General features: G+C 74.1%; 16 protein-coding genes and 1 riboswitch. Of the genes, 11 read left to right on the forward strand and 5 right to left on the reverse strand.

The window, feature by feature from the left end; genetic code table 11:
• Nucleotides 1-6: 6 nt before the first annotated feature.
• From KV557_RS21420 to KV557_RS21430, 3 genes are all read left to right on the forward strand, one after another.
• Nucleotides 7-1,209 (forward strand): acyl-CoA dehydrogenase family protein, encoded by a 1,203-nt coding sequence (locus KV557_RS21420; RefSeq protein ID WP_218202615.1) that lies wholly within the window; start codon nucleotides 7-9, stop codon nucleotides 1,207-1,209.
• Nucleotides 1,210-1,723: 514 nt separating this feature from the next.
• Nucleotides 1,724-2,416, forward strand: a complete 693-nt coding sequence (locus KV557_RS21425; protein WP_256177736.1) for a phosphatidylserine decarboxylase — start codon at nucleotides 1,724-1,726, stop codon at nucleotides 2,414-2,416.
• Nucleotides 2,403-3,281 (forward strand): CDP-alcohol phosphatidyltransferase family protein, encoded by an 879-nt coding sequence (locus tag KV557_RS21430; protein WP_374106659.1) that lies wholly within the window; start codon nucleotides 2,403-2,405, stop codon nucleotides 3,279-3,281. The genes KV557_RS21425 and KV557_RS21430 overlap by 14 nt, the downstream gene beginning before the upstream one ends.
• A gap of 78 nt (nucleotides 3,282-3,359) precedes the next feature.
• Here KV557_RS21430 and KV557_RS21435 read toward each other — a convergent pair whose 3' ends face one another.
• From KV557_RS21435 to KV557_RS21445, 3 genes are all read right to left on the reverse strand, one after another.
• Nucleotides 3,360-4,682: a hypothetical protein gene (locus KV557_RS21435; RefSeq protein WP_218202619.1), complete on the reverse strand. Its 1,323-nt coding sequence runs from the start codon at nucleotides 4,680-4,682 to the stop codon at nucleotides 3,360-3,362.
• A 408-nt stretch (nucleotides 4,683-5,090) separates the two neighbouring features.
• Nucleotides 5,091-6,179, reverse strand: coding sequence for an alpha/beta fold hydrolase (locus KV557_RS21440; protein ID WP_218202621.1), 1,089 nt, complete (start codon nucleotides 6,177-6,179; stop codon nucleotides 5,091-5,093).
• 157 nt (nucleotides 6,180-6,336) lie between these two features.
• Nucleotides 6,337-7,041 carry a helix-turn-helix domain-containing protein gene (locus KV557_RS21445; RefSeq protein WP_218202622.1) on the reverse strand — a complete coding sequence of 235 codons (705 nt, stop codon included), beginning with the start codon at nucleotides 7,039-7,041 and terminating at the stop codon, nucleotides 6,337-6,339.
• A 273-nt stretch (nucleotides 7,042-7,314) separates the two neighbouring features.
• Nucleotides 7,315-7,446: riboswitch (cobalamin riboswitch) on the forward strand.
• 98 nt (nucleotides 7,447-7,544) lie between these two features.
• Here KV557_RS21445 and KV557_RS21450 point away from each other — a divergent pair.
• The 7 genes from KV557_RS21450 to KV557_RS21480 all read left to right on the forward strand — a co-directional run bounded on the left by KV557_RS21450 (nucleotide 7,545) and on the right by KV557_RS21480 (nucleotide 15,225).
• A complete protein-coding gene (locus tag KV557_RS21450; protein WP_308129999.1) occupies nucleotides 7,545-8,510 on the forward strand; it encodes a cobalamin biosynthesis protein in 966 nt (321 codons plus the stop codon).
• Between the two features lie 73 nt (nucleotides 8,511-8,583).
• Entirely contained in the window at nucleotides 8,584-10,104 is a 1,521-nt protein-coding gene (locus KV557_RS21455; protein ID WP_218202624.1) for a cobyric acid synthase, read from the forward strand.
• Nucleotides 10,101-12,158: a putative cobaltochelatase gene (locus tag KV557_RS21460; protein ID WP_218202625.1), complete on the forward strand. Its 2,058-nt coding sequence runs from the start codon at nucleotides 10,101-10,103 to the stop codon at nucleotides 12,156-12,158. The genes KV557_RS21455 and KV557_RS21460 overlap by 4 nt, the downstream gene beginning before the upstream one ends.
• 5 nt (nucleotides 12,159-12,163) lie before the next feature.
• On the forward strand, nucleotides 12,164-12,769 hold the full coding sequence (cobO, locus tag KV557_RS21465) for a cob(I)yrinic acid a,c-diamide adenosyltransferase (protein ID WP_218202627.1): 606 nt from the start codon (nucleotides 12,164-12,166) through the stop codon (nucleotides 12,767-12,769).
• A 4-nt stretch (nucleotides 12,770-12,773) separates the two neighbouring features.
• Entirely contained in the window at nucleotides 12,774-14,144 is a 1,371-nt protein-coding gene (locus KV557_RS21470; protein ID WP_218202629.1) for a cobyrinate a,c-diamide synthase, read from the forward strand.
• Between the two features lie 9 nt (nucleotides 14,145-14,153).
• Complete coding sequence (gene cpt / locus KV557_RS21475; protein ID WP_218202630.1) at nucleotides 14,154-14,687, forward strand: chloramphenicol phosphotransferase CPT; 534 nt, start codon at nucleotides 14,154-14,156, stop codon at nucleotides 14,685-14,687.
• A 64-nt stretch (nucleotides 14,688-14,751) separates the two neighbouring features.
• Nucleotides 14,752-15,225, forward strand: a complete 474-nt coding sequence (locus KV557_RS21480) for an OsmC family protein (RefSeq protein ID WP_218202633.1) — start codon at nucleotides 14,752-14,754, stop codon at nucleotides 15,223-15,225.
• 148 nt (nucleotides 15,226-15,373) lie between these two features.
• On the opposite strand, the gene KV557_RS21485 is transcribed toward KV557_RS21480, so the two are convergent.
• Together KV557_RS21485 and KV557_RS21490 are read right to left on the reverse strand one after the other, a co-directional pair.
• On the reverse strand, nucleotides 15,374-17,041 hold the full coding sequence (locus KV557_RS21485; protein ID WP_218202635.1) for a serine/threonine-protein kinase: 1,668 nt from the start codon (nucleotides 17,039-17,041) through the stop codon (nucleotides 15,374-15,376).
• A gap of 66 nt (nucleotides 17,042-17,107) precedes the next feature.
• The gene (locus KV557_RS21490) at nucleotides 17,108-17,692 is read right to left on the reverse strand and encodes a TetR/AcrR family transcriptional regulator (RefSeq protein ID WP_218202637.1); all 585 of its coding nucleotides are present in this window, start codon (nucleotides 17,690-17,692) and stop codon (nucleotides 17,108-17,110) included.
• Between the two features lie 99 nt (nucleotides 17,693-17,791).
• Between KV557_RS21490 and KV557_RS21495 the strand changes: the two genes are divergently transcribed.
• Complete coding sequence (locus KV557_RS21495) at nucleotides 17,792-18,970, forward strand: FAD-dependent monooxygenase (RefSeq protein ID WP_218202639.1); 1,179 nt, start codon at nucleotides 17,792-17,794, stop codon at nucleotides 18,968-18,970.
• Nucleotides 18,971-19,029: the final 59 nt, after the last annotated feature.

Raw genomic sequence — 19,029 nt, forward strand, 5'->3', positions numbered from 1 at the left:
CGCACGATGGGACGCCTCGCACAGACCGACGGCCTCACCGAGATCCAGCGGGACATCCTCGCCACCGTGCGGGATTTCGTCGACAAGGAGATCATTCCGGTCGCGACCGAGCTGGAGCACAAGGACGAGTACCCCACCGCCATCGTCGAGGGGATGAAGCAGCTCGGCCTCTTCGGCCTCACCATCCCCGAGGAGTACGGCGGCCTCGGCGAGTCGCTGCTCACCTACGCCCTCGTGGTGGAGGAGATCGCCCGCGGCTGGATGTCCGTCTCCGGCATCGTCAACACGCACTTCATCGTGGCGCACATGATCAACGCCCACGGCACGCAGGAGCAGAAGGACTACTTCCTGCCGAAGATGGCGGCCGGCGAGATCCGCGGCGCCTTCTCGATGTCCGAGCCGGGCCTCGGCTCCGACGTTTCGGCCATCTCCACCAAGGGCGTCAAGGACGGCGACTTCTACGTCCTCAACGGCCAGAAGATGTGGCTCACCAACGGCGGCACCTCCACCCTCGTCGCGGTCCTCTGCAAGACCGACGAGGGCGGCAACACCCCGTACAAGAACATGACCACCTTCCTGATCGAGAAGACGCCCGGATTCGGCCCGAATCCGACCGTCCCCGGCCTCACCGTGCCCGGGAAGATCGAGAAGATGGGCTACAAGGGCGTCGACACCACCGAGCTGGTGCTCCAGGACGTCCGGATCCCGGCCGACCGCATCCTCGGCGGCGTCCCCGGGCGCGGCTTCTACCAGATGATGGACGGCGTCGAGGTCGGCCGCGTCAACGTCGCCGCCCGCGGCTGCGGCGTCGCCCGCCGCGCGTTCGAGCTGGGCATCTCCTACGCCCAGCAGCGCTCCACCTTCGGCAAGAAGATCGCCGAGCACCAGGCGATCCAGTTCAAGCTCGCCGAGATGGCCACCAAGGTCGAGGCCGCCCACCAGATGATGGTCATGGCCGCCCGCAAGAAGGACTCGGGCGAGCGCAACGACCTTGAGGCCGGCATGGCCAAGTACCTCGCCTCGGAGTACTGCAAGGAGGTCGTCGAGGACGCCTTCCGCATCCACGGTGGCTACGGCTTCTCGAAGGAGTACGAGATCGAGCGCCTCTACCGCGAGGCCCCGATGCTGCTCATCGGTGAAGGAACTGCGGAGATCCAGAAGATGATCGTCGGCCGCCGGCTCCTGGAGGAGTACCGGATCGCCGAGTGATCCCCCGGGCCGCCGTTGACCCAACGGGTGTGACCCTCCGGTCGCACCGGCTCAACGGGTGGCCCTCCGACCGCCGGTCGACGGGCGTGCGGGCCCGTCCCGGCAGCGCGCCGTGCCACCGCGGCCCCGGCCTGGTCCGCCTGGGGTCCGGCACGGCCCTCCGGAAGCGGCCGCATGGGCGTACAGCTGCAGATACGCGCCCTGCGGCCGCTTCCGCACACCCTGGCGGGGGTCCTGCGGCGGGTTTCGGCCGTCCGTGGTTCAGCGCTCGCGCGTGCTGAGACAAGCGTCACCAGCCCCGTCCGGCCCCTTGGGAACCGGAGCGGGTCGAGCTACGGTCGTATGAGCGGGTGGCGCAGCCGCACCTCCCGAAGGACACATGAACGAGCAGGCGGGTTGCCCACCCACCGTGTGCTCCCGATAGCATCCACCGGGACAGTAGCCGTCCCTCTCTTACCCGATCCCGCGGTGGCCCCCGTCCAGCGGCCATGATCCCCCGCGACAAAGGTCTTCGATGCCCATCAGCCCGTCCCCTCACACCTCCGTCACGGACCGCGATGCCCTCGCAGCCCCGGCGGCCGGTCGGCGACCCCGCGTGACCATCGCGCGCGGAGCCACCCCCTGGTTCGTCCCCACCCTCGCCACGGCCGCCGTGACCACCGCCCTCACCCGGCGCAGCGGCAAGTGGGCCCTGGCGGCGGTACCCGCCTGTGCGCTCAGCGCGGGCATGCTGTGGTTCTTCCGCGACCCCGAGCGTGAGATCGGCACGGGCAGAGTGATCTCCCCCGCCGACGGCGTGGTGCAGAGCATCGACGCCTGGCCGGACGGCCGCACCCGGATCGCGATCTTCATGAGCCCGCTCAACGTCCACGTCAACCGCGCGCCGCTGCCCGGCACGGTGACGTCGGTCGAGCACGTCGCGGGCGGCTTTGTGCCCGCGTTCAACAAGGACAGCGACCAGAACGAGCGGGTCGTCTGGCACTTCGACACCGAGCTCGGCGACATCGAGATGGTGCAGATCGCGGGGGCCGTCGCCCGCCGCATCGTGCCGTACGTCGACGCCGGAACCAAGGTCGAGCAGGGCGACCGGATCGGCCTGATCCGGTTCGGCTCCCGGGTCGACACCTACCTGCCGGCCGGCGTCGAGGTCGGCGTCGAGGTCGGCCAGAAGACCACAGCCGGGGTGACACGCCTTGACCGTGACTGATCCTGAGACGATCGTCGGCCTGGACGACGAGGAGACGGCGCTGCGCCGCCGCCGCTGGGCACGCGACCGCGAACTCCGCGCGCCGCGCTCGCCGCAGCACCTGTCCACCGCCGACTTCCTGACCCTGGGGAACGCCGTCTGCGGGTTCCTGGCGATCTACTCGATCACCACCGGGGTCCTGATCCCGCACATCACCAACCCGGACGTCGCTCCGGACCGGCACAGCGCCGCCACCGCGGTGACGCTGCTGCTGATCGGCTCGATGTGCGACCTGTTCGACGGCCTGGTGGCGCGCAAGCTGCGCTCCTCCGCCCTGGGTGCCGAACTCGACAACCTGGCCGACCTGATCAGCTTCGGCATCGCGCCGGCCTACTTCGTCGCGGTCTGGGGCATGGTCTCCCAGGGTTCCAACCGGACGCTCTCGGCGCTGATCGCGCTGACCGTGCTGCTCGCGGTGGTCCTGCGGCTGGCCCGCTTCTCCGCCGTGAAGATGCGGCCCGGGGTGTTCCAGGGCATGCCCTGCCCGATGGGCGCCATGACGGTCATCGCCATCGTGCTGCTCGACCCGCCGTTCCAGGCCGGTCTGCTCGCCATCTTCGGCGCCGCGTACCTGATGGTCAGCCGGATCGAGTACCCCAAGCCGCAGGGCCTGCTGGCCACCGCCACGCTCTGCTGGATCGTGGTCTCCATCGGCTGCCTGGCCGCCTGGGCCACCGGCCTGCCCGGCGGTGACGCGCTCCTGCACGTCGGCGCCTTCGCCCAGATCGCGCTCGCGGCCATGGCGCCGCTGCTGGTCATCCGGCGCAAGGTCGGGCAGAAGGTCGGCGACGTCCGCGCCCGGCGGGCGGAGTCGCGGCTCGGCTGAGGCTGCTTGCTACTTGAACGGTGAAGGGCCCGGATCCACCTGGATCCGGGCCCTTCGCGTTTGTTCCGGTCTTCCGGGCTACGCCCCGCCGGTGTGGACGCTGAACGCCGAGCGGCGGGCCGCGCGGGCCACGCCCGGGTCCGGGTGCACGCCCGACACCGCCGTCAGGACCGAGGCCGCCCGCGGGTGCCCCGACTGCCGGGCCCGGGCGAACAGCCGGACGGGATCACCCGCCGACGCGCCCTCCACGTGGCCCACCAGCAGCTCGGTCTCCCCGTGGTCCAGCACCGCCGCCGCCGTGTCCACCCACAGCCAGGCCGCGTCCTCGGCGCCCAGCACGTCCGCCGGCGACACGCCCTCGTCCGACTGCTCCGCCAGCCACAGCAGCGCGTACGGGCGCAGCACCGGCTCGTCCACCGCCGCGCGCACCGCCTGCTCGGCCGTACTGCCGGCCACCCGGAGCGCCTCGAAGGCCAAACCGCGCACCAGCGCGTCGTCCCCCTGCGCGGCGTCCAGCAGCTCCGCCACCGCCCGGTCCGCCGGACGGGCCGCCACCCAGGCGCGGAACTCCGCCCGGGCCGGGCCCGGCGAGTAGTCGGCGCAGGCGTTCAGCAGCTCGAAGGCGCTCTGCTCGATGTGGCCGGCCGCGGTCTGCGCGACCGTGCAGATCTCCTCCAGCTTCGCGCGCACCGCCCAGTGCCCGAGCGGCGACAGCTCAGCGGCATCGTTCCTGCGGACGACGGCGCCGACCGCCGCCAGGCCGTCCAGCATCCAGTCGAGGACGGCGGCGACGTCGGACGGCGCGGCCGGGGTGTCGATCTGCGGCTCCCGGCAGGTGCCGCGGACGGCGGACACGGCGGAGGCGGCGTGCGGGACGGGCGACAGGCCCGCACCCCCGTTGCCGCCGACGCGGCGCTCGTCCAGGCCCCGGCGCAGCAGCTCCAGCAGCTCGCTGTCGGCCACCGGGCCGGCCACCAGGTGGAGGAAGGAGAGCAGCTGCGGGGCCTGGTCCACGGCCTGCCCGGCGAGCACCGCGAAGACGCCGCGCAGGGCGGCCGGCGGCACCGGGGCGAGCAGCGTCCAGGCGTCGAACAGCGCCGACCAGCCGCGCACCACGGCCTCGTCGTCGTGCTCCCAGGCGTGCAGCCGCCAGCCCGGACCGGCCCCGCCGTCCCGGGCCTCCACCAGGCCCACCAGCAGCGCCTGCCCCCACGCCTTCGCCGCGGCGCCGACCGTCATGGCCAGCGCCCGGCCCGCCGCACGGGCATCCTCCGGAAGCAGTTCGCCCCGCTTGTCGACCTCGCCCAGCTCCCCCGCCCAGCGGGCGATCCGGACGGCGTCCACCAGCATCCGGCGAGCCAGCGGCGCCAGCTCGGCGGGGGCGGGAAAGCCGTCCGGCACGGGAACCCGGCCCCGGCCGGGCGCAGGTGCGGGGCCTCGTCGGCGGGGTACGCCGGCCCCGCCCGGCCTGGCCCCGGCGGGCCGGTGGGCCGTACCGGGGAGACGGGTCACCGTCGCACCGGTACCGATCGCCGGTGGGAGCGGGGCATCACGGTCGCGCGGGTTCCGAGACGTCACGTCGAGCAGTCTTCCCCTTGTACCGGCCTTCTGTCACATCCGGTTGGCCGTACGGACGGGCGGGTGGTTGCGGCACCTCCGCAAGATCGGGCAACAGCGGCAAACCGCCTGGCCGGAAACGTGTGGCGGGGCCATGCCAGGGCCGTTTCCGGTGGTCACGGCGGGCGACGAGCCGGATACGGAGCGCCGGAAAGGAGGGTGTGGGGGGCGCTCGGCCGCGCCGCGGGGAGGTTACAGGAGGGGGGTGAGCCAGCGGCGGAGGAGCTCGGCGTAGTGGGCCGGGGCGGAGTTCCAGAGGGCGGCGTGATCCGCGCCGGGGAAGGGTTGGAGGCTGACCACGTCGGGGCGGGCGGCGGCGAGGTGTTCGGCGGCGCTGAAGGGGGCGATCGGGTCGTCCGGGCTGTGCAGGAGGAGGGTGGGCACGCGGAGGTCGGTGCCCTCGGCTATGCGGGCGAAGTCGGCCAGGTCGACGCCGGTGCGGCCCTCGGCGGCGAGGGCGCCGAGTTCGGCTGCGGCGCCGCTGTAGCCGGCGCGGGTGGCGCCGCGGCGGGCGGTGGCGGGGAGGTCGAGGACGGGCGAGTCCAGGACGAGGCCGCTGATGGCGTGCGCCCAGTCGGAACGGGCGGCGGTCTGCAGGCATATGGTGGCGCCGAGCGACCAGCCGTACAGGATGACCCGGCCGGCGCCGCTGTCGAGGGCGAGCCGCATCGCGGACTCGACGTCCCGCCATTCGGTCTCGCCGAAGTGGCCGAGGCCGTCCGGGGAGGCGGGGGCGCCCTCGTCGCCGCGGTAGGTGACGGCGAGGGCGGGCAGGGCGAGACGGTCGAGGACGGGCAGCACGGGGAGGGTCTGCCGGCGGTCGGCGCCGGGGCCGTGCACGAGGATCACCCAGGTGCCGCGCTTGCCGCCGAGCCGCCAGGCGGGCAGGGCACCGAGTTCGCCCTCGGCGGCGGTCTCGGAGAACGCGAGGCCGAGGGCCTCGGTCGGGTCGCCGAGGTGGACGCGGGGGGTGAAGCGCACCTCGGCGCCGGGGACGAGGGTGCCCCGGTCGGCGCGGACGAGGCGGCGGGTGACGCCCTGTTCGTCGCTGTGCAGGATGTCGTCCACGACGGCGTGGCCGTTGTCGTCCCACTCGACCGCCCAGCGGCCGGGGCGCAGGCTCTCGGGGCGGCGGGTGAAGGTGACCCGGCCGGCGGCGAGGCTCTGCACCAGGACGGATTCGGACTCCTGCACGGCGGTCGCCGGGTGGACGATCCGCTCGGACGCCCGCCGGCCGATCACCAGGACGGCGACCCCGGTGCCGACGGCGGCTGCCGTCACGACGGCTGCGGTTCCCCAACGCATATCGCTCCCCGCTCTATGAGGCTCTGGTTTGGCCCACCCCGGTCCGGTCGGTGTTCGGTCACCAGTTCACTGGGGGGTCGCACCGGCGGCCAGCGGGATGGGCCGTACGGGGGTACCCGCGGCGGGCGGTGGATCAAACGGGGATGTCAGGTTGCTGACGTCCGAGGAGTTCCCAGAACCGGGTGGCCAGGTCGCGGGCCTGCACGGGTTCGGTGGGGGTCGGGGCGCCCCAGGTGGCGGCGCCCCAGTGGGCGGAGACCTGGTTCTCCTGTTGCAGGGCCGCCAGGACGGCGGCGAGGTCGTCCGCGTGGACGGGGACGAGGCGGGCGATGGCGCGGACGTGGGCCTGCCAGCGGCCGTCGACGCATCGGCGCAGGCGCTGGTCGAGTTCGCCGCTCCGGCCCGTCACCTCGACGAGTTCGGTGAGGCGCAGGCCGAGGACCTGGGCGAGGGCGTACGTCTGGTCCTCGTCACCGTCCCACCGGCCGGTGAGTTCGGCGTCCTGGTAGCGGCGGAGGGCGATGCCGATGCGACCGGCGGCGGTGTCCTGGTTGAGTTCGCGGGCGACGCGGTAGTCGCGGAGCCGGGCCGGGCGGGTACCCATGAGGTGGGCGGGCGGGCACCAGAGGGTGCGGGCGAGGGCGATGAACTCCTCTTCGGTGGGGCGCAGCTCGCCGCTCTCCCAGGCGAGGACGTGGGTGGGCAGCAGCCGGATGCCGTGGGCGGCCATGCCGTCGGCGACCTGTTCGGGGGTCAGGCCGAGGCCGGCGCGGTGGGCGCGGGCGGCCGCGGGCGAGAACGGCACCGGGGGCAGGGCGGGTGGCTGTCTTCGTCGCATGGGAACGAACGCTAGGGGTCCGCACCAACGGCCCCCAGCCGCCGAACGCACGAAGCACCGCTGTAGGTGTCTCCAGGCGGCTGGACGATCGCACAGGGTGTCATGCTCCTGCGGCGGGGCGGATCGGAGGTAGCGACGGGGGCGGGGACGGGCCAGGGGACGGGCCGGAGGAGGGCCTGGGGTGTGCCAGGCGTGTGACCAACCCCTCCGTGACCTCGGTTGACTCCCGGTTCGGCCGCGTGATGGGATCCCAGGGCCAAACGGAGGCATGCAGAGGAAGCCGGTGCGAATCCGGCGCGGTCCCGCCACTGTCACCGGGGAGCACGCTCGGATCATTGCCACGGCGGACCGTCAGGTGCCGCTGGAAGGCCTGGGGGTGCGTTCGACCCGGAAGCCAGGAGACTCTCGCCGCCGGTACGTCGATCCAGGGCGCGGACCCTGAGTGAGGACACGCACGCGATGCAGGCTGCCCCGCCCCGCCGAGCCCTCTGCTGCTCCCCGTCGTGCGCCCGCTGACCCGCGCCGCCGCGTTCGCGGTGGGCGCCGTCGCGGGCTGTCTGGCCGACGCCCGCTTCGCCGACCCGCGCCGCGGCCACCCGGTGGCCGTCTTCGGCAGTGCGGCGACGCGCCTGGAGCGGCGGATCTGGCGGGACGACCGGGCCACCGGCGCCGCGTACACGGCGCTCTGCGTGGGCACCGTCGCGGCGGGCGCGGTGGTGCTGGACCGGACGGTGGGCCGCCGCCCGCTGGGGCGCGCCGCGCTGGCCGCCGCAGCGACGTGGACGGTGCTCGGCGGCACGTCGCTGACGCGGGAGGCGCGCACGATCGGCCGTTCGCTGGCCGCGGGCGACCTCCAGGCTGCGCGGGAGCGGCTGCCGCACCTCTGCGGCCGGGATCCGAGCGCGCTGGACGAGCAGCAGATCGCCCGTGCCGTGGTGGAGTCGGTGGCCGAGAACACCGCCGACGCCGTGGTGAACGCGCTGGCCTGGGGCGCGCTGGCGGGTCCACCGGGGCTGCTGGCGTTCCGGGCCGTCAACACGCTGGACGCGATGGTGGGCCACCGCTCGCCGCGCTACGCCCGGTTCGGCTGGGCGTCGGCCCGGCTGGACGACGTGGCGGGCTGGCCGGGCGCCCGGCTGACGGCGCTGCTGACGGTGGCCGCCGCGCCGGAGCCGCGGACGGCCTGGCGGGTGTGGCGGCGGGACGGTTCGTCACACCCGAGCCCGAACGCGGGCCAGGCGGAGTCGGCCTTCGCGGGCGCGGTGGGCGTACGGCTGGGCGGCACGTTGCATTACGGGGAGCGGGTGGAGCACCGGCCGGTGCTGGGCGCGGAGCTGCGGCCGGTGGCGGTGGACGACATCGAGCGGGCCTGCACGCTCTCGCGGCGGGTGGGTGCGCTGGCGGTGGGTACGACGGTCGCGGGGCATGTCCTGCTGCGGGCGATCCTGAGCAGGAGGGGAAAGGCATGAGCGAGCGCAGCGAGCGAATCATTGAAAGGTGCGCATTGTGCGAAGCGCCTGCCGAGCGAAGCGAGGTGGACGCATGAGCAACGCGCTGCTGGTCGCCGGGACGACGTCGGACGCGGGCAAGAGCGTGGTCACGGCGGGCATCTGCCGCTGGCTGGCCCGGCAGGGGGTCCGGGTGGCGCCGTTCAAGGCGCAGAACATGTCCCTGAACTCCTTCGTCACCGCCGACGGCGCCGAGATCGGCCGCGCCCAGGCGATGCAGGCGCAGGCCGCCCAGGTGGAGCCGGAGGCGGCGATGAACCCGGTGCTGCTGAAGCCCGGCGCGGACGGCCGCAGCCAGGTGGTGCTGCTGGGCAGGCCGGTCGCCGAGGTGGGCGCGCTGGACTACCGCGAGCGCAAGCCCGTCCTGCTGGAGCGCGCGCTGGAGTGCCTGGCGGATCTGCGCCGCCGCTACGACGTGGTGGTGTGCGAGGGCGCCGGCTCGCCCGCCGAGATCAACCTGCGGGACCGGGACATCGCCAACATGGGCCTCGCGACGGCTGCCGGGCTGCCGGTGGTGGTGGTCGGGGACATCGACCGCGGGGGCGTCTTCGCGGCGATGTACGGGACGCTGGCGCTGCTGTCGGCGGAGGACCAGCGGCACGTGGCGGGCTGGTTCGTCAACAAGTTCCGCGGGGACGCGCGGCTGCTGGCGCCCGGGCTGGAGATGCTGCACGACCTGACCGGCCGTCCGGTGCTCGGCACGCTGCCGATGCTGCCGGGCCTGTGGCTGGACGCCGAGGACTCGCTGGACCTGACGACCGTGGTGGACCGGGTCGACGCGCGCGGGCCGCTCGGGGCTGACGTGCTGCGGGTGGCCGTGGTCCGCTTCCCCCGGCTGTCGAACTTCACCGACCTGGACGCGCTGGCGCAGGAGCCGGGTGTGCTGGTGCGCTGGGCGACCCGGCCGGAGGAGCTGGCCGACGCCGACCTGGTGGTGCTGCCCGGCACCCGGGCCACCGTGGCCGACCTGGCCTGGCTGCGCGAGCGCGGCCTGGAGCCGGCGCTGAAGGCGCGGGCGGCGGCCGGGCTGCCGATCCTCGGGGTGTGCGGCGGCTACCAGATGCTGGCGCGCTCGATCGACGACGAGGTGGAGTCGAAGGCGGGTCAGGTCTCAGGGCTCGCCCTGCTGCCTACACACGTCCGGTTCGGCGCGGAGAAGGTGCTGGCGCGGCCGGTCGGCGAGGCGTACGGGCAGCGGGTCGACGGCTACGAGATCCACCATGGGGTGGTGAGCGTCGAGGGGGGTGAGCCCTTCTTGGACGGCTGCCGGGTGGGCGCGGTCTGGGGCACGACCTGGCACGGCGCGCTGGAGAACGACGGGTTCCGCCGTGAACTGCTGTGCGAGGTGGCCGAGTTGGCGGGCCGGGCGTTTGTCCCGGCGCCGGACACCTCGTTCGCCGCGGCGCGCGAGGCCCGGCTGGACCGGCTGGGGGACCTGATCGAGGAACACGCGGACACCGACGCGCTGTGGAAGCTGATCGAGGGCGGGGTGCCGGCGGCCGGATCGCTGCCGTTCCTGCCGCCCGGGGCGCCTGAGGAGGCTGGCAAAGCATGAGTGACGTCCGGTATCCGTTCACCGCGGTCGTCGGGATGGCCGACCTGCGGCTGGGACTGCTGCTCAACGCGGTCTCCCCGGCCGTCGGCGGCGTGCTGGTGCGCGGCGAGAAGGGCACCGCCAAGTCGACCATGGTGCGCGCGCTGGCCGGCCTGCTGCCGTCCATCGCCACCGTCGACGGCTGCCGTTTCGCCTGCGACCCGGCCGCGGCCGACCCGCAGTGCCCGGATGGGCCCCATGTTGGCACGTCCGCTTCCGAACGCCCCTCCCAGCTGGTCGAGTTGCCGGTCGGCGTGGCCGAGGACCGGATCGTCGGCTCGCTCGACCTGGAGCGGGCGCTCGCCGAGGGCGTCAAGGCGTACGAGCCCGGGCTGCTCGCCAAGGCGCACCGCGGGGTGCTCTACATCGACGAGGTGAACCTGCTCCAGGACCACGTGGTGGACCTGCTGCTGGACGCCGCCGCGATGGGCCGCTCGTACGTCGAGCGCGAGGGCGTGTCGGTGCGGCACGCGGCCCGGTTCCTGCTGGTCGGCACGATGAACCCGGAGGAGGGCGAGCTGCGGCCGCAGCTGCTCGACCGGTTCGGGCTGACCGTGGAGATCGCCGCCACGCGGGATCCGGCGGAGCGTGCGGAGGTGGTGCGGCGGCGGCTCGCGTACGACGCGGATCCGGTTTCGTTCGCCGCGCGATTCGCGGCGGAGGAGCGGGAGCTCGCCGAACGGATCACCACCGCACGGGAGTTGCTGTCGAAGGTGGAGCTTACGGATGTGGCGCTCCGCCAGATTACTGCGGTGTGTGCTGCGTTCGAGGTGGACGGGCTGCGCGCGGACATCGTGATGGCGCGCACTGCCGTCGCGCTGGCCGCGTGGGACGGGCGGACGGAGGTGCTGGAGGAGGACGTCCGCAAGGCCGCCCAGCTGGCGCTGCCGCACCGGCGCCGTCGCAACCCGTTCGACGCGCCCGGGCTGGACGAGGAGCAGCTGGACCGGACGCTGGAGGAGCACGCGCAGTCGGAGGAGGAGCCGGAGGGCGAAGGCGACGGGGACGGCAACGGGCCCGAGGACGACGGCCCGGGCCCGGACGGCGGCCCCGGAGGCGGTCCGGACGGCGGCGGGGCGCCCGAGCCCGCGGACGGCCCGGAGGCACCGGAAGCCTCGGTCTCGGGCACGCCCGAGCAGCCCGTCCCGGCCCAACACCCCGCCCCCGCCCGGGAGTCGGCGCCGGTCGCGGCCGGAGACCCGTACCGCACCCGGCTGTTCACCGTGCACGGCACCGGCCGCGGCGCCCAGGGCCGCCGCTCCCCCGCCGAGACCGACGGCGGCCACACCGTCCGCTCCCGACGCCCGCGGGGCACGCTCAGCCGGCTGCACCTGACCGCCACCCTGCAGGCCGCCGCGCCGCACCAGGTGGCGCGCGGGCGATCCGGTCGCGCGCTGGTGCTGCAGAAGGACGACTTCCGCGAACAGGTGCGCCAGGGCCGGGAGTCCAACCTGGTGCTGTTCGTCGTCGACGCCTCCGGCTCGATGGCGGCCCGGCAGCGGATGACCGCCGTCAAGGGCGCCGTGCTGTCGCTGCTGATGGACGCCTACCAGCGGCGCGACAAGATCGGCATGATCACGTTCCGGGGCGCGGGCGCCGAACTGGCGCTCCCGCCGACCTCGTCCGTCGAGGTCGGCGCGGCCCGGCTGGAGTCGCTGCCCACCGGCGGGCGCACCCCGCTGGCCGCCGGGCTGCTGCGCGCGCACGAGGTGCTGCGGGTCGAGCGGCTGCGCGACCCGAGCCGCCGCCCGCTGGTCGTCGTGGTGACCGACGGCCGGGCCACCGGCGGGCGCGACGCGCTCGCCCAGTCGCAGCGCGCGGCCGAACTGTTCGCCGCCCAGGGCGTCGCCAGTGTGGTGCTGGACTGCGAGTCGGGCCCGGTCCGGCTCGGCCTCGCCCGTACCCTGGCCGGGCGCCTCGGCGGCACCGCCGTCACCCTGGACGAGCTGCGCGCCGAGGGCGTCGCCTCGCTCGTCCGCGAGAACCGTGCTTCTTCGATGCGAAAGGCGGCCTGAGCGCCATGCCCAAGGGAGTGCCCGAGAACGTCCCCGACGACGGCCTGACGACCCGTCAGCGCCGCACGCTGCCGATCACCGCCGTGCACACCGGCCCCGGCAAGGGCAAGTCCACGGCCGCGTTCGGCATGGCGCTGCGGGCCTGGAACCAGGGCTGGCCGATCGGGGTGTTCCAGTTCGTGAAGTCCGCCAAGTGGAAGGTCGGCGAGGAGAACGCGCTGCGCGTGCTCGGCGCCTCCGGCGAGGGCGGCACGGTGGCCTGGCACAAGATGGGCGAGGGCTGGTCCTGGGTCCAGCGGTCCGCCGAGATGGAGATGTCGAGCGAGGAGGCGGCCAAGGAGGGCTGGGAGCAGGTCAAGCGCGACCTCGCCGCCGAGTCCTACCGCTTCTACGTGCTCGACGAGTTCACGTACCCGATGCACTGGGGCTGGATCGACGTCGAGGAGGTGCTGGCGGTGCTCAAGGACCGTCCGGGCAGCCAGCACGTCGTCATCACCGGCCGGTACGCGCCCGAGCCGCTGACCGAATTCGCCGACCTGGTCACCGAGATGACCAAGGTCAGGCACCCCATGGACGCCGGCCGCAAGGGCCAGCGCGGTATCGAGTGGTAGCTCCTTGAACATTCCTCGCCTCGTCGTCGCCGCGCCCTCCTCGGGCGCGGGCAAGACCACCGTCGCCACCGGCCTGATCGCGGCACTCGCCGCGCGCGGGCTGGCGGTGTCGCCGCACAAGGTCGGCCCGGACTACATCGACCCGGGCTACCACGCGCTGGCCGCCGGGCGCCCGGGCCGCAACCTGGACGCCTTCCTTTGCGGGCCCGAGCGGATCGCGCCGCTGTTCCTGCACGGCGCGGCCGGGGCGGACGTCGCCGTCGTCGAGGGGGTCATGGGGCTGTTCGACGGGGCGTCCGGGCGTGGGGAGCTGGCGTCCACGGCGCACGTCGCCAAGCTGCTCCGGGCGCCGGTGGTGCTCGTGGTGGACGGCAGCTCGCAGTCGCGGTCGGTGGCCGCGCTGGTGCACGGCTTCGCCTCCTGGGACCCGCAGGTGCGGCTCGCGGGCGTCATCCTCAACCGGGTCGCCTCCGACCGCCACGAGCACCTCCTGCGCGAGGCCCTGGAGGAGGGATCCGGCGTGCCCGTGCTGGGCGCGCTGCGCCGGTCGGCGGCGGTCGCCACGCCCTCGCGCCACCTCGGGCTGATCCCGGCCGTGGAGCGGTCGGCGGAGGCGCTGAAGGCCGTCGCGGACATGGGCGAACTCGTCGCCTCCTCGGTCGACTTGGATGCCCTGCTCGAACTGGCCAGGACCGCACCGGAGTTGGACGCACAGCCATGGGACCCGGCAGCCGAGGTCGCACCGGTCCCGGGTGCGCCGCGGATCGCGATGGCGGGCGGGGCCGCGTTCTCGTTCTCGTACGCCGAGAACGCCGAACTGCTCGGCGCGGCGGGCGCGGAGGTCGTCCCGTTCGACCCGCTGCACGCCTCCGCGCTGCCGGAGGGAACGGCCGGGCTGGTCATCGGCGGCGGCTTCCCCGAGCTGTACGTCCGGGAGTTGAGCGGGAACGCCGAACTGCGCCGGGCGATAGCGGCGTTCGCGGCCTCCGGCGGGCCGATTGCCGCCGAGTGCGCCGGACTGCTGTACCTGGGACGCGAGTTGGACGGCCTGCCGATGTGCGGCGTGCTCGACACCTCCGCCCGCATGACCGAACGGCTCACCCTCGGCTACCGGGAGGCCGTCGCCCTGCACGACTCCCCGCTCGGCCCGGCCGGCACCCGGCTGCGCGGACACGAGTTCCACCGGACGGTCTGCGAGCCGGGCGCGGGCGAACTCCCCGCCTGGGGATGGCGGTTGCCCACCGGGCCCCGGATGGAGGGGTTCGCGGGCGGGAACGTCCACGCGTCGTACCTGCACCTTCACTGGGCGGGATCGCCGTCGCTGGCCTCTTCGTTCGCTGCTGCGGCGGCGACGTACGGGGGCCACGTCTCCTAGGATCCCCGCATGAACGTGATCGTCCTCAACGGGGGCTCCAGCTCCGGCAAGTCGAGCATCGCGCGGTGCCTGCAGGAGCTGCTGCCGGAGCCGTGGCTGCACCTCGGGGCGGACACCCTGGTCGGCGCGCTGCCGCCGTCGCTGATCGGTGGCGGCGAGGGCATCGGCGGCCTGGACGACGGCGGCGGCACGGTGAGCGTCGGGCCTGCCTTCGCAGCGCTCGACGCCGCCTGGTCGGTCGGCGTGGCGGCGATGGCGCGGGCCGGGGCCCGGATCGTCGTGGACGAGGTGTTCCTCGGCACCACCGCCTCGCAGGAGCGGTGGCGGACGGCGCTGCACGGGCTGGACGTGCTGTGGGTGGGCGTCCGGTGCGACGCCGCCGTGGCGGCGGCCCGGGAGGCCGCCCGCGGCGACCGCGTCGCCGGGATGGCCGCCGCGCAGGCGGAGGCGGTGCACGTGGGGGTCACGTACGACGTGGAAGTGGACACGGTGCGGGCCGATGTGGTCACGTGCGCCCGAACCGTCCTCGACCACCTGGCCTGATGCGGTTGACTGTTCCGCAGGGTTGTCTGTTCCGCAGGGTTCGGTTTCGAGGAGAGGCACGCGCATGGCCAAGCAGCACACCTACACCGCCGAGATCACCTGGACCGGCAACCAGGGCACCGGCACCAGCGACTACCGCTCCTACGCCCGCGACCACGAGGTGGCCGCCGCAGGCCTGCCGACCATCCCCGGCTCCTCCGACCCCGCCTTCCGCGGCGACCCGGCCCGCTGGAACCCAGAGCAGTTGCTGCTCGCGTCGATCTCGCAGTGCCACCTGCTCTGGTACCTGCACCTGTGCGCCGTCAACGGCGTCGTCGTGACCTCGTACGTCGACAACCCCGTCGGCACGATGGCCGAGACGCCCGAGGGCGGGCACTTCACCTCGGCCGTGCTGCACCCGCGGATCGAGGTCGCGTCGGAGGGCATGGTCGAGAAGGCGCTCGCCCTGCACACCGACGCACACCGGGCCTGCTTCATCGCCAACTCGGTCAACTTCCCGGTCCGGCACGAGCCGGTGGTGACGGTCGCGGGCCAGTGAGCCCTCCGGCCGAGCGGGAACTGCTGCGGCGTTCCCGCTCGGCCGCGCCCGCTCGCGGCTCCCTCGCTCGGCAACATCCGCCGCCCTGCCGATCCGACCTCGGCCATCACCGGGCGGACAGGCCCGGGTGTCGGGCCCCAGGCCCGGTTCAGAGCGCCAGCGTCTGCCAGCCCCGGGTGATCTGGTCGTGGACGGCGGCCGGTTCGCGCGGCACCGCCTGCTGGGTCGTCAGCGCCGCCAGCAGGCCCGCGCCGTCCGCCGGGCGCTGCGCCGGGTCGATGGCCAGGGCCTGGGTGACGACTGCGGCGAGCGCCGGGTCGATGGCCTGGACCGCCGCCAGCGCGGCCGGCTCGGGCCCGGTGTCCACGATCCGGCGGATCACCGCGCCCGTGCTGGTCGCCGCGAACGGGCTGGCGCCGTGCGCCGCGCACACCACGCAGCACGCCCACGCCCAGACGTCGGCGGCCGTGCCGACCCGCTCGTCGCCGAACTGCTCCGGCGCCATGTACGTCAGGGTGCCAGGACCGCCGCCGGTGACGGTGAGCCGGGTGCCGTCCACGATCGCCGCGATGCCGAAGTCGAGCAGGCGCGGACCGGCGGTGGTCAGCATGATGTTGGCCGGCTTGAGGTCCCGGTGCACCAGCCCGAGCCGGTGCACCCCGGACAGGGCCACGGCGAGCGCCAACGCCAGGGCGCGCAGCGCCTCCGGGGAGCGGATCGGCCCCTGCTCGCGCAGGTGCGCGTCGAGGGGCTGGCCGTCCAGCAACTCCATGGCCAGGTACGGGCGTCCGGCGTCCACCCCGGCGTCGAGCACCCGGGCGGTGTAGGCGCCGGGGACCATCGCCAGCACCTCGGACTCGCGCTGGAAGCGGCGCAGCAGCTCGGCGTCGTTGAGGAGTTCGAGGTTGATGGTCTTCAGCGCGACCTGCGTCGCCGAACCCTGGCGCTGGGCGAGGTACACCGTGCCCATGCCACCGGAACCGATCCGGCCGAGGAGCTGGTAGCCGCCGATCGTGCGGGGCTCGTGCGGGCTCAGGGGGTGGCGGGCGAGCGGCGGCGTGGGCGTTGCGGCGGGCGGGACGGGCGTTGCGGGAGGCTGGACGGGCTGCGCGGGAGGGACGTACTGGGGCGCGGGCGGCGCGTACTGCGGGGCGGGAGGGGCGTACTGCGTCGGGACGTACCCCTGCGGCGGCACGGTGGCCGCGTACGGGTTCGGCGGCGGCAGTTGGTCGGCCTCGGCGCCGACCGTCCGGGGACGTCGGCTCACGAGCACGGCCACGATCTGGAACAGCAGCGCGGCGATGATCAGGCCGACCGGCAGGAGAAACACGCCGATCGCCGCGCGGAGGGCGACCAGACCGACGATCCGGAGCTGGGTCGGACCGGAGTACCACGCCTGCCTGGGCATGCCGACGGTCAGCAGGTTGCGCTGGGTCAGGTACCAGAGCAGCAGCCAGAGCACCAGGCACCCGATGAAGGGGACGAGGTACCAGATCCGTGCCACCCCGCGGGCCAAGTGCAGCTCGATGGCCAGGTAGCGCGCGTTGTCGATGTAGAAATGCTGCCGCAGCATGATGAAGCCGTGGTTGAACCAGGCGAACATCAGGGCTTGCAGTCCGACGGCGCAGAGAAGGCCCACCGCCACCTCGCCGATGGTCGCGCCCAGGCCGCCCGGAGCGCCTGCGCTCGCATCCACGCCGGCGGCCGCCAACGCCCGTCGGCGCGTCGCCGTTTGGGCGCGCACGAGCACGGGCAGTGTCGCCAGCCGCAGCAGCAGTGCCACTCCGACGACGATCAGGACAGCGAGATCGAACATATTCAGCATGCTTCCCCCTGCACGCCCGTCGTTCGGGCACACGGAGTATAGGGGGATCGGCCGTTGCTACTCCGGCCGGGCCAGCAACGCGGTCAGGTAGCGCGCCACGTCGTCCTGCAGTTCGGCGGACGTCGGCGGGTGGCCGTGTCCGCTGCCGGCCGTCGCGTTGAAGAGCACGCCGTCGCACCAGCGGATCAGGCGGCGGGCGTCCGCGGCGGGCTCCGGCGAGCCGCAGCGGGCGAGGAGGAGCGCGGCGACGTCGAGGAAGCGTGCGCCCAGCCGGTCGTAGACGTCCCTCAGTTCGGGGCGGCGGGCGGCCTCCAACGCGAGTTCGATGCGCGCGACGGTGAGCGTGCGGCCGGAGGTGAGCGCCTGGTGCAGGCCGTCGGCCGCGACCTGGGCGAGCAGCTCGCGGGGCGAGCCCGGCATCAGGGCCGGGTCGAGGAACCCGGCGGACTCCAGTTCGGCGATCCGGGTCAGCGCGAGTTCGAGCAGGGCGGCCCTGGTCCGGGCGAGGTTCGACGTCGAGCCGGTGGGCAGCCCGGCCGCCTCGTCCACCGCGCGGTGGGTGAGCCCGCGCAGGCCACGTTCGGCGATCAGGGCGATGGCGGCGTCTGCGATCAGGGTCGGGCGCGGGGGCTGGGACGTCATGCGTCCGATCATGGCCGTTTTCGGTGACCATCCCCAACTCACTACATGTGCAGTACGGTGTTGGGGAGTGGCAACTACAGGTGTAGTGAGGAGATCTTCATGGCCATGAACCGGGCGATCGTCATCGGCGGCGGAATCGGCGGCCTCACCGCCGCCCTCGCCCTGCACCGGCAGGGCATCCCGGTGGCCGTCCACGAACGCGCCACCTCCCTCGATCCCGTCGGCGCCGGCCTCGCCCTCGCCCCCAACGCCCTGCGCGCCCTCGACCGCCTCGGCATCGGCGGCCACCTCCGCGCCCTTGCCACCCCGCATCCCGCCCTCGGCCTCCGCCGCCCTTCCGGCCGCTGGCTCGCCCGGACGGACACGGCGGCGGTCGAGCGGTACTTCGGCGACCCCATCGCCGCCGTCGCCCGGGCGGCCGTCATCGACGCGCTCGTCGAGGCGTTGCCGGCCGGTACCGTGCGCACCGGCTCGGCGGCGGCACTCGTCTCGCCCGGGGATGGCGCGAACCCCGCTGTCGTCTCCACGCCTGACGGCGAGGTGACCGCCGGACTCGTCGTCGGCGCCGACGGCATCCGCTCCGCCACGCGCGGCCTGCTCTTCCCGCAGCACCCCGGCCTGCGCTACTCGGGCTTCACGACGTGGCGCACGATCATCGACTCCCCGGCCCGGCGGCCCGCCGCCGTGGGCGAGGTCTGGGGCCGGGGGCGCCTGGCCGGGATCGTCCCGCTCACCGACGGCCGGGTCTACGTCTACGGCGCCGCCCTCGCCCCGGCGGGTTCGAGGGCGGCCTCCGAGCACGCGGAACTGCTCCAGCTGTACGGAAGCTGGTGCGCGCCCGTCCCCGAGCTGCTCAGGCAGGCCGACCCCGCGAAGGTGCTGCGCCACGACGCCTGGGAACTCGCCGACCCCCTGCCCGCCTACCATCACGGACGCGTCGCCTTGTTGGGGGATGCGGCCCACGCGATGTGCCCCTTCCAGGGCCAGGGGGCCTGCCAGGCCATCGAGGACGCCCTGGTCCTCGCGGCGGGTATCGGTGCGGGCTCCGACCCGGCCGCCGCTGTCCCCGCCTACACCGCCGCCCGCCTCCCCCGCACCACGCGCATCGTCACCGGCTCCCGCCGCATCGGGGCCCTGGTAGCCCTCCGCTCCCCCGCCGCCGTCCTGCTGCGCGACGTGGCCCTGACGGTCGGCGGCCTCCTCCCCGACCGCGCCCTGCTGGGCCGCACCGCCCCCACCTACAACTGGCAGGCCCCGATGCTCGGTGGCGCAGCCTGAGGCGTCCACCAGGTAGCGCACCCGCCCGCCGGCCGTGACCTCGTACTCCCTTCGACAGG

Source organism: Kitasatospora aureofaciens, from assembly GCF_019192735.1.
GTDB lineage: Bacteria > Actinomycetota > Actinomycetes > Streptomycetales > Streptomycetaceae > Kitasatospora > Kitasatospora aureofaciens_A.

Bases quoted from the DNA above. Each gene is read 5' to 3' on its own strand.
- KV557_RS21420 (WP_218202615.1), top strand. From the start codon at position 7: ATGGGACGCCTCGCACAGACCGACGGCCTCACCGAGATCCAGCGGGAC.
- KV557_RS21425 (WP_256177736.1), top strand. From the start codon at position 1,724: ATGCCCATCAGCCCGTCCCCTCACACCTCCGTCACGGACCGCGATGCC.
- KV557_RS21445 (WP_218202622.1), bottom strand. From the start codon at position 7,041: ATGCGACGAAGACAGCCACCCGCCCTGCCCCCGGTGCCGTTCTCGCCC.
- KV557_RS21455 (WP_218202624.1), top strand. From the start codon at position 8,584: ATGAGCAACGCGCTGCTGGTCGCCGGGACGACGTCGGACGCGGGCAAG.
- KV557_RS21460 (WP_218202625.1), top strand. From the start codon at position 10,101: ATGAGTGACGTCCGGTATCCGTTCACCGCGGTCGTCGGGATGGCCGAC.
- cobO (WP_218202627.1), top strand. From the start codon at position 12,164: ATGCCCAAGGGAGTGCCCGAGAACGTCCCCGACGACGGCCTGACGACC.
- cpt (WP_218202630.1), top strand. From the start codon at position 14,154: ATGAACGTGATCGTCCTCAACGGGGGCTCCAGCTCCGGCAAGTCGAGC.
- KV557_RS21480 (WP_218202633.1), top strand. From the start codon at position 14,752: ATGGCCAAGCAGCACACCTACACCGCCGAGATCACCTGGACCGGCAAC.
- KV557_RS21485 (WP_218202635.1), bottom strand. From the start codon at position 17,041: ATGTTCGATCTCGCTGTCCTGATCGTCGTCGGAGTGGCACTGCTGCTG.
- KV557_RS21490 (WP_218202637.1), bottom strand. From the start codon at position 17,692: ATGACGTCCCAGCCCCCGCGCCCGACCCTGATCGCAGACGCCGCCATC.
- KV557_RS21495 (WP_218202639.1), top strand. From the start codon at position 17,792: ATGGCCATGAACCGGGCGATCGTCATCGGCGGCGGAATCGGCGGCCTC.